Genomic DNA, 9,705 nt, shown 5'->3' on the forward strand with positions numbered 1-9,705 from the left:
GCGCAGCGCCGGCGGCGTTCGCGCCGGCCGGCAGGACTGAACTTCGCACCGCCCGCCGCGCGCGGCCGGGCGGCGCGCACCACGGGAGGCTCGATGGATCTCGACGGCGCCAGCCGCAATCTCACTGTCGCCGCGTTGCTGACGCTGTCCGGCGGCTACCTCGACGCGTACACGTATGTCGGCCACGGCCACGTGTTCGCGAACACGATGACCGGCAACGTCGCGCTGCTCGGCATCAACCTGTCGGCCGGCGAATGGGCCGCCGCGCTGCATCACGTGCCGCCGCTCGGCGGCTTCGTGGTCGCGGTGTTCGTCGCGCACCTGCTCGGCCTCGCCGCACAGCGCGGCTGGATGCGGCACACGGCGTTCACGAGCCTGCTCGTCGAGATCGCCTTTCTCGGCGTCGCCGCGAGCGGCCTCGTCGGCGCGTCGAGCGCCTGGCTGATTCCGGGGATTTCGTTCGTCGCGACGCTGCAGACGCTGTCGTTCACCCATCTCGAGGAGCTGTCGTACACGTCGGTGATGACGACCGGCAACCTGCGGCGCGCCGCGCAGAAGCTGTTCGTCGGGCTGATCCCGCGCTACGACGCGGGCGCGCTGCACGACTCGGCGCTGCTCGCGACGATCAGCTTCTGCTTCCTGGCCGGCGCGGTGGTCGGCGGCCTCGTGACGCGGCTCGTGCCGGACGTCGCGCTGTGGGGCGCCGTGCTGCTGCTCGTTGGCGCGTTCGCGGAAATCGTGCGGCGTGCGTGGCGTCGCCGCGCGACGCCCGGCGAGCCGCCGGCCGCGGCGTAACGGCAGCGGGGCATCCCGCCGGCGCTCCCGGCCCCCTGCCTGTTTCCCCGCGCCCGCGGGATGAGTCTTACAGACCCGACGCACCGTAAGCCGCGTGGCCGAATGCTGCTGCGCGGCACCCGACGCCCGCCGGGCAAGCCTCGCACGCGCAGCGTTGTGCGCGGGCGACAGTTCCGCCGTTACCGCGCATTTCAATTTCTTTCAGCGATTGCACTCGTCATATGATTCAGCCCACATCGCGCGCGCCAAGAACGTGAGCGATCGCCACCCGGCTGCGCACGCGGCCGGCCATGAATGGAGACACCTACAAAAAGGAAAGCTCATGAAGCAGACCACCCGACTCGCAGCCATCGCAGGGGGCGCCGCGCTCGCATTCGCCAGCCAGTACGCGGCCGCACAAAGCTCGGTCACGCTGTGGGGCGTCGCCGACGCCAGCATCCGCTACCTGACCAACGCCAACGCCAAGAACGACGGCCTGCTGTCGATGACCAACGGCGCGATCACCAACAGCCGCTTCGGCATCTACGGCACGGAAGACCTCGGCGGCGGCCTGAAGGCCGTGTTCAACCTCGAAAGCGGCGTGAACCTGCAGAACGGCGCATTCGCCGACAGCGGCCGCCTGTTCAACCGCGCAGCGTACGTCGGCCTGCAGAGCCCGTACGGCACGGTGACCCTCGGCCGCCAGAAGACGCCGCTGTTCGACCTGCTGTCGGACACCTACGATCCGCTGACGGTCGGTAACTACCTCGAAAACGCGTGGCTGCCGGTCGCACTCGGCGGCGGCCTGTATGCGGACAACCAGATCAAGTACACGGGCAAGTTCGAAGGGCTGACCGCGAAGGCGATGTACTCGACCGGCACCAACTACGAATCGACCGGCGCCGGCGGCTTCTCGGGCCAGATCCCGGGTTCGCTCGGCAAGGGCAATGCGTGGGGCGTGTCGCTGTCGTACGTGATGGGTCCGCTGAGCATCGCAGCCGGCGCGCAGCAGAACAGCGACAACTCGGCGCGCAAGCAGACGATCTACCACGCGAACGTCGTGTATGCGTTCAGCAAGGCGAAGATCTACGCGGGCTACCTGCGCTCGAAGGACGACACGGGCTTCGTCGACAGCCTGCTCGCGCAGCAGTCGATTCCGGTCGCGAAGGGCACCGGCCGGATCGACGACGGTCCGTTCGCCGGCGTGAGCTGGCAGGTCAGCGCGCCGCTGACGCTGACGGGCGCGTTCTACTACGACCATATGCGCAATGCGATGACCACCAACGGCACGCTCGCGAGCGGCAACCGCTACGCGGTCGTCGGCATCGCCGAGTACGCGCTCAGCAAGCGCACGGAAGTTTACGGCACCGTCGACTTCAACAAGACGAGCGGCGCGGCGAACGTCGAGCTGCCGGGTCGCAGCAACCAGACCGGCATCGCGATCGGCCTGCGCAATATCTTCTGACGAACGTCGGAGCGCACGCGCCGGCAGTCGTCCGGCATGCATCGAAGGGGCGCCGCGAGGCGCCTCTTTTTTTTCGTCACGCGACCTTCATACGCGCGCACGACTATTCGGCGAATGCTTCATCACGAGAGTCCCACGCCGTAAGGGATCCGTCGGCAATCCAGAACATACTTTTACAGTACGCGCGCAGGCTTTCCGCTACGCTGCGTGCATCGCCCGTTGCGTGCCGTGAGGCGCGCGCGTGCGTCGTTCCGGTCGCGCTCGGCGAGTGCGGCCGGCCTGGTGCGTAACTTGTGTATCCGGTGATGACAATCGCGGTCCGCCGGTTTTTTTCGTGGGACGATGCGCTCACGATTTTCTTGAAAGGGGATGACGATGGGTATCCTGAACACCGTGGGTGAAATCGCTGGCGCAGTCGCAGCTGTCGAAGGCGCGGAAAAGCTGGATCCGGATGCGGGCCTGCTGACCAAGGCGGCGGCAGCCGTCGCCGGCTTCAAGGGTGCGGAAGCGATCGAAGGCATGCTCGAGAAGAAGGAAGAGCAGCCGCAGCAGGCAGACGACACGCAGGCGACGGACGGCAGCGACACGTCGCAGGCCTGAGCATGGCGGCTGGTCCGGCCGCGGGCGCGCCCTTCGCGCGCCCGGGCGGACCGGTGCCGCGCAGCCGGCCGTCGGGCATGCGGTCGATCGGTGACGCATGGCACACCCGGCAGCTGGGTTGATCGGCGAGAGGCAACGTCTCTCGCCGTTTTTTATTGGGCGCGCTCCCGGCTGCACCGTGCGCCGCACGAATGCCGGAATCTTGCTATCGTGCCTTCATCCGAACTGCGATGAGGGAATGCGATGGATTTCGACTACGACCTGTTCGTCATCGGCGCCGGCTCGGGCGGCGTGCGGCTCGCGCGCATGTCCGCGTCATACGGCGCGCGTGTCGGCATAGCGGAAGAGGAGCAGATCGGCGGCACCTGCGTGCTGCGCGGCTGCATCCCGAAGAAGCTGCTCGTCTACGCATCGCACTACCCGCACGAAGTCGAGGACGCGAAGGGCTTCGGCTGGACCTTCGGCGCCGGCACGCTCGACTGGCCCGCGCTGATTGCCGCGAAGGATCGCGAGATCAACCGGCTCAGCGACATCTACATCAACCTGCTGCGGCAATCGGGCGTCGAGATGCATGCCGGCCGCGCGACGCTCGTCGACGCGCACACGGTCGCGATCGGCGAACGCACGATCCGCGCGCGCCACATCGCGATCGCGACCGGCTCGCGGCCGTCGCACCCGGCGCGGCCCGGCATCGAGCACGCGATCACGTCGCGCGAGGCGCTGTCGCTCGCCGCGCTGCCCAAACGCATCGCGGTGGTCGGCGGCGGCTATATCGCGGTCGAGTTCGCGGGCATCTTCAATGGCTTAGGCAGCCACGTCGACCTGTTCTATCGCGGCGAGAAGATCCTGCGCGGCTTCGACGACGACGTGCGCCAGTTCCTGACCGACGAGATGACGAAGCAGGGCGTCGCGATCCACGCGCGCTCGGTGGTCGAGTCGATCGAGCGCGCGGATGACGGCACGCTGAGCGTGCGCGTCGGCGATGCGCGGCACGGGCCGTACGATGAAGTGCTTTATGCGACCGGCCGCGTGCCGAACGTCGACGGGCTCGGACTCGAACAGGCGGGCGTGGCGCTCGATGCGCGCGGCGCGATTGCCGTCGATGCGTATTCGGCGACGTCGGTGCCGTCGATCCATGCGATCGGCGACGTCACGTCGCGGCCGCAGCTCACGCCGGTGGCGACGCGCGACGGCGGGCTGCTCGCCCGCACGCTGTTCGGCGGGTCGCGCGTCGCGGCCGATCACGAATGGGTGCCGTCGGCGGTGTTCAGCCAGCCCGAAGTCGCGACGGTCGGCCTCACCGAAGCGACCGCGCGCGACCTGTACGACGGCGACGTCGATATCTACCGCACGTCGTTCAAGGCGCTGCGCCATACGCTGTCGGGCCGCGACGAGCGCACGCTGATGAAGCTCGTCGTCGCGCGCGACAGCCAGCGCGTGGTCGGCGCGCACATGGTCGGCCGCGATGCGGGCGAGATCATCCAGGGCATCGCGATCGCGATTCGCGCGGGCGCCACGAAGGCGCAGTTCGACGACACGATCGGCATCCATCCGACCGCGGCCGAGGAGTTCGTGACGATGCGGCAGAAGGTGGCCGACTAGCGAGAGCGCGTCGGCGCGCGGCGGCAAGGAACGGCTGCGTTTCGGCGCAGCCGTTTTTCGTCGATGTGGCCGTTGCTCAATGCACGCCGAACGCGTCGAGCAGCCGGTACCAGCTCATCGCGAGCACCAGCGCCGGCGTGCGCAATGCCTCGCCGCCCGGGAAGTCGCGATGGCGGATCTTGTCGAACAGGTCGAAGCGGCTCGCCTGGCCGTCGATCGCCTCGGCGATCAGCTTGCCCGCGAGCGCGGTGGTGTTCACGCCGTGCCCCGAGAACCCCTGCGCGAAATACATCGTCGGCGCGATGCGGCCGAAGTGCGGCGCACGGTTCATCGTGATGTCGACGAAGCCGCCCCATGCGTACTCGACCTTCACGTCCGCGAGCTGCGGGAACGTCTTCAGCATGTCCGCGCGCATCGCCGCCGCGAGATCGCGCGGCTCCCGCGTCGAATAGCTGACCTTGCCGCCCCATACGAGCCGCGTGTCGGGCGCCGGCCGGAAATAGTCGAGCACGAAGCGGCTGTCGCAGATCGCCGCGCGTGCGGGCATCAGCGCGGCGGCGCGCGCGTCGCCGAGCGGCTCGGTCGCGATCACGTAGGTGCCGACCGGCATGATCTTCTTCGCCAGCGCGGGCGCGAGCGTGCCGACGAAGGTATTGCACGCGAGCACGACGAAGCGCGCGCGCACGTTGCCGCCGCTCGTCTCGACGACATGGCCGCCCGCGACGTCGCGCACGCGCGTCACGCAGCTGTCCTCGTGGATCCGCACGCCCGCATCGGTCGCCGCGCGGGCGAGGCCGAGCGTGTAGTTGAGCGGATGGAGGTGGCCGCTGTCGGGGTCGTACAGCCCGCCGCAATAGCGGGCCGACTGCACGTAGTCGCCGAGTTCGTCGGCTTCGACGAAGTGGAGGCGGTCGTAGCCGAAGCGCTTCGCGGCCTCGTCGCGCCAGCGTTTCAGCGAATCGGCGTCGCGCTCGGTGTTCGCGGCGGTCAGGTAGCCGGGCACCAGCGCGCAGTCGATGTCGTGCCTGGCGATGCGCGACTTCACGAGCGCCAGCGTTTCGAGCCCCATGTCCCAGATGCGCTTCACGTCGCCTTCCGGCATGAATTGCCCGAACGTGTCGATGTCGCACGCAAACCCGCCGATCAGCTGGCCGCCGTTGCGGCCGCTCGCCGCCCATCCGACCCGCGACGCTTCGAGCACGGTCACCGAATGGCCGCGCTCGGCGAGGTTGAGCGCGGCGGACAGGCCCGTGAGGCCCGCGCCGATCACGCACACGTCGGCGTCGATCGTGCCGGCGAGCGGCGCGTGGCGGGTCGTATCGTTGGCGGTCGCCGCGTAGTAGGACGCGACGTGCGGCTGGTTGGCGAATGTCTGCATGATCAGGAGAGCGGAGAAAGTGGGCTCAGAACAGCTCGCGCACGCGGTGGTACAGCATCCCGAGTTCGAGCGCGGGTTGCCGCCAGGCGTCGCCGCCGGGGAAACGCCGGTGACGGATGCGCGAGAACAGGTCGAACGCGCGCGTGTCGCCCGCGATCGCGCCGGCGACCGCGCGCCCGGCGATGCCGGTGAGCGCGACGCCGTGCCCGCTGAAGCCCTGGACGTAGAAGAAGTTCGGATCGAGCGCGCCGAAATCCGGCGCGCGGTTGCGCGTGACGTCGACGAAGCCGCCCCACGCGTGGTCGACGCGCACGTCGCCGAGCTGCGGGAACACGCCGACCATGCGGCGCCGGATCGTTTCGGCGAGCGTGGCGGGCGACGCGCCGGCTGAATTCGCGCGACCGCCGAACAGCATCCGGTGGTCGGCCGACAGCCGGAAATAGTCGAGGAAGAAGTTGTTGTCGCACACGGCTTCGCGTTGCGCGATCAGCGCGTCGGCGCGTGCCTGGCCGAGCGGCTCGGTCGCGATGATGTACGACGCGATCGGCGCGATGCGCGCGGCCGTCGCGGCCGGCAGCACGCCGCCGGGGCCCGCGTTGCAGCACGACACGACGAAGCGGCAGCGCACGTCGCCCGACGGCGTGCGCACGACGGGCCGCGCACCGCGCACGACATCGAGCGCGGGCGTATGCGCGTACAGCGCGACGCCCTCGCGCCGCGCGGCATCGGCGAGGCCGAGGCAGTACTTGAGCGGATGCAGGTGGCCCGACAGCGGATCGTGCACGCCGGCCAGATAGCGTGTCGACGCGATGCGCGTGCGGATTTCGGCGGGTTCGAGCCACGCGAGCGACGGATGGCCCCAGCGTGACGTCGCGGCGTCCATCCACGCGTGCAGGTCGTCGATGCGGCGCGGCTTCGTCGCGACCGTCAGGTAGCCGCGCGTGAAATCGCAGTCGATTCCGTAGCGCGCGATCCGCTCGGCGATCAGCGCGACGCCGTCGAGCGACAGCGACCACGCGGCGCGTGCGCCGCCGGCGCCGAGCTGCCGTTCGATCTCCTCGTCCTTCGCGAAGCCGGTGATCGCCTGGCCGCCGTTGCGGCCCGACGCGCCCCAGCCGGGCCGGTGCGCATCGATCACCGCGACGGACAGCCCGCGTGCGCGGCAGTCGAGCGCCGTCGACAGGCCGGCGAAGCCGGCGCCGATCACGCAGACGTCGACGTCGATCGTCCCGTCGAGCGACGGGTCGTCCACGGCGGGGCGTTCGGCCGTCGCTTCGTAGTACGAGTCGCGCGCGAGCGCATCGGCGCGGCGGGTGAAAGACTGCGTCATGAATCCGACTCCCTCGTTGCAGCCGGCGGCGGTGCATCGCGCACCGTCATCCGGACGGTAAAACGGCGCGGGACGCCGTGCGCGCGGCACGGCGTCCCGCGCGCCCCGCGTCAGAACGAATAGATGAACTGCGTCGCGAGCAGATCGTTGGACTTGCCGTACGACCCGTCGTTGCGCAGGAACACCTTGTTGTTCGCCCAGTCGTGGCGGTATTCGACCTTCACGGTGATCTGCTGGGTCGGATAGAACAGCAGGTCGAGCGCGACATCCTGGCGTACCGCCCCCTTGCACTCGAAGCCCAGGCCGCCGCCGGCCTTCGACTGCGCGAGGCAGTCCGCGTCGACGCCGAAGCCGTTGCTCGGATCCATCCCGTTGCCGTTCAGCGCGATGCCGCCACCGCCGCCGCCGTTCTTCGAGTTGGCGAGCAGGTCATAGCGCAGCGTCACGCCCATGCGGCCGACCACCGGTGCGTTGAACTTGCGGTGCGCGAGCAGCGACAGGCCGTACCACTGCGCGAGCCCGCCGTTGAACGCCGCATGCTGCTGACGGCCGTAGTCGACTTCCGCGTTGTACTGAATGTCGGCGAGCGTGTAGGTCGCGTCGAGTTCGCCGAAGAAGAACGAACCGTACGCACTCGGCGCCGCGCCGCCCGGGCCGTAGTGGACGACGCCGTTCGCATCGATCGCGCTCGAGAGCGTCTGGCGGCCGATGTTGAACGAACCGCCGAGATCGAGCGCACTCGACCACGTGTAGTCCGCGCGTGCGGTGAAGGTCGGCACCTTGTTGCTGGTGGTGATCGGATCGCCGAGCGCGTTGGTGCCCGTCGTCGTGACCGAACCGTACGTGCGGTACTGCTCGTTGCCGAGGAAGAACTTCCACGCCCAGTTGCCCTTCGTGTAGTTCGCGCCGATACCGACGTAGCTGCCCGGATCCGAGAAATCGTACAGCAGGTTGTGCGTGAGCGTGAGCATCTGGTTCGACTGCTGCACCTCGTAGCCGCCGAAGCTCGGGATCAGGCCGGCGACCAGCGTCGTCTCGGCGGTGATCGGCACGTTGACGACCGCCGTGTTCAGCAGGTTGTCGGTGATCGAGCCGCGCGAGTTCTGCAGCAGCGTGATGCCGTTGCCGCGGTTCGGCATCAGCGTGATTTCCGCCGACGGCGCCATCGGGCCGACGCCGAAGGTCTTCTTGATGTCGAGGTAGAGATCGCCGAACGTGCTGTTGAAGTAGTTGTACGCGTTCTCGTGGTTCGCGAACAGGAACGACGACGTGCCGGGCGCGCGGTTGTAGATGTAGGTCGGATCGATGTAGCCCGTGACCGACAGGCCGGCGAGCGGGCCCGTGTTGGCCGCATCGGTCAGCGAGTCGACCTTCAGTTGCTGGTTCGCGATCTGCTGCTTCATTTCGCCGACCTCGTCGTTGGTCAGCGTGGCCTGTGCCTTGCCATAGTCCGGCGAGCTCGGATCGACGGCCACCGCGACCGGCGCGGCGCCAGCCCCTGCCTTCGTGCCGGCCTGGGCGGTGGCGGTGCCGCCCTTGGCCGACAGTTGTGCCTGCATCGCCTTCATCTGCTTCTGCAGCGCCGTGACCTGCGCCTGCAGCGCCTTGATCTCGGCGGATGTCGAGTCGGCCAGCGCGATGCCCGGCAACGCGCCGGCCACCAGCAGGCAGATCAGTTTCTTCTTCATTGCGGATTCTCCTTGTCGTGCGCCTGTCAAATCGGGATCGAATCGCGCGCCCCCCCTGGGGCAGCGCGTCTTGCTTGTCTGCAGTCCTTGTTATATTTGACGCGGGTAGCGGGGCGTCACGCCACCGCGAACGCCGCCTTCATGTCGGCCATGCGGCGCCGTTCACGCGCGATCATCATCCGGTTCACGACAATCACGCCGATCGTCACGGCCGTGATGAACAGCGTCGCCAGTGCGTTCATCTCCGGGTTCAGCCCCAGCCGCACACGCGAGAACACCACCAGCGGCAGCGTCGTCGAGCCCGGCCCGGACAGGAACGCCGACAGCACCAGATCGTCGATCGACAGCGTGAACGACAGCAGCCACCCCGACAGCAGCGCCTGCGAGATCAGCGGCAGCGTCACCACGAAGAACACCTTCAGCGGCGTCGCGCCCAGATCGAGCGCCGCCTCTTCGAGCGACTTGTTCATCTCCTTCACGCGCGACTGCACGATGATCGCCACGTACGACACGCACAGCATCACGTGGCCGATCCAGATCGTCACCATCCCGCGGCCCTTCGGCCAGCCGAACATCTGCTCCAGCGCCACGAACAGCAGCAGCAACGAGATGCCCTGGATCACTTCCGGAATCACCAGCGGCGCGTTGATCATCCCCGTGTACAGCGTGAAGCCCTTGAAGCGGCCGAAGCGCGCGAGCACGAAGCCTGCCCACGTGCCGATCACGACCGACGCGGTCGCGGTCAGCAGGCCGATCTTCAGCGACAGCCATGCGGCGGTCAGCAGCTCGTCGTCGTCCAGCAGCGCCGAGTACCACTTCAGCGAGAAGCCCGACCACACCGTCACCAGCTTCGACTCGTTGAACGAGT

The 9,705-nt window shown here is 68.4% G+C and carries 8 protein-coding genes; 4 read left to right on the top strand and 4 right to left on the bottom strand.

The window, feature by feature from the left end:
* The first annotated feature begins 93 nt into the window (after positions 1 to 93).
* The 4 genes from G3N61_RS36155 to gor all read left to right on the top strand — a co-directional run bounded on the left by G3N61_RS36155 (position 94) and on the right by gor (position 4,441).
* The gene (locus G3N61_RS36155; RefSeq protein ID WP_089451496.1) at positions 94 to 795 is read left to right on the top strand and encodes a YoaK family protein; all 702 of its coding nucleotides are present in this window, start codon (positions 94 to 96) and stop codon (positions 793 to 795) included.
* 322 nt (positions 796 to 1,117) lie between these two features.
* Positions 1,118 to 2,239 carry a porin gene (locus G3N61_RS36160; protein WP_043184625.1) on the top strand — a complete coding sequence of 374 codons (1,122 nt, stop codon included), beginning with the start codon at positions 1,118 to 1,120 and terminating at the stop codon, positions 2,237 to 2,239.
* A gap of 375 nt (positions 2,240 to 2,614) precedes the next feature.
* A complete protein-coding gene (locus tag G3N61_RS36165) occupies positions 2,615 to 2,839 on the top strand; it encodes a hypothetical protein (protein WP_043185162.1) in 225 nt (74 codons plus the stop codon).
* A 243-nt stretch (positions 2,840 to 3,082) separates the two neighbouring features.
* Positions 3,083 to 4,441: a glutathione-disulfide reductase gene (gor, locus tag G3N61_RS36170; protein ID WP_043184623.1), complete on the top strand. Its 1,359-nt coding sequence runs from the start codon at positions 3,083 to 3,085 to the stop codon at positions 4,439 to 4,441.
* 76 nt (positions 4,442 to 4,517) lie between these two features.
* On the opposite strand, the gene G3N61_RS36175 is transcribed toward gor, so the two are convergent.
* The 4 genes from G3N61_RS36175 to G3N61_RS36190 form a co-directional block, all read right to left on the bottom strand.
* The gene (locus G3N61_RS36175; protein ID WP_205824783.1) at positions 4,518 to 5,819 is read right to left on the bottom strand and encodes an FAD-binding oxidoreductase; all 1,302 of its coding nucleotides are present in this window, start codon (positions 5,817 to 5,819) and stop codon (positions 4,518 to 4,520) included.
* A 25-nt stretch (positions 5,820 to 5,844) separates the two neighbouring features.
* Positions 5,845 to 7,149 (bottom strand): FAD-binding oxidoreductase, encoded by a 1,305-nt coding sequence (locus G3N61_RS36180; protein WP_205824784.1) that lies wholly within the window; start codon positions 7,147 to 7,149, stop codon positions 5,845 to 5,847.
* Between the two features lie 110 nt (positions 7,150 to 7,259).
* Positions 7,260 to 8,837 (bottom strand): DUF3138 family protein, encoded by a 1,578-nt coding sequence (locus tag G3N61_RS36185; RefSeq protein ID WP_043184618.1) that lies wholly within the window; start codon positions 8,835 to 8,837, stop codon positions 7,260 to 7,262.
* Between the two features lie 116 nt (positions 8,838 to 8,953).
* On the bottom strand, positions 8,954 to 9,705 hold a 752-nt coding region (locus tag G3N61_RS36190; RefSeq protein ID WP_205821665.1), incomplete at its 5' end, for an ABC transporter permease subunit.

Source organism: Burkholderia sp. Ac-20349 (assembly GCF_017104865.1).
In the GTDB taxonomy this organism is placed as follows: domain Bacteria; phylum Pseudomonadota; class Gammaproteobacteria; order Burkholderiales; family Burkholderiaceae; genus Burkholderia; species Burkholderia aenigmatica.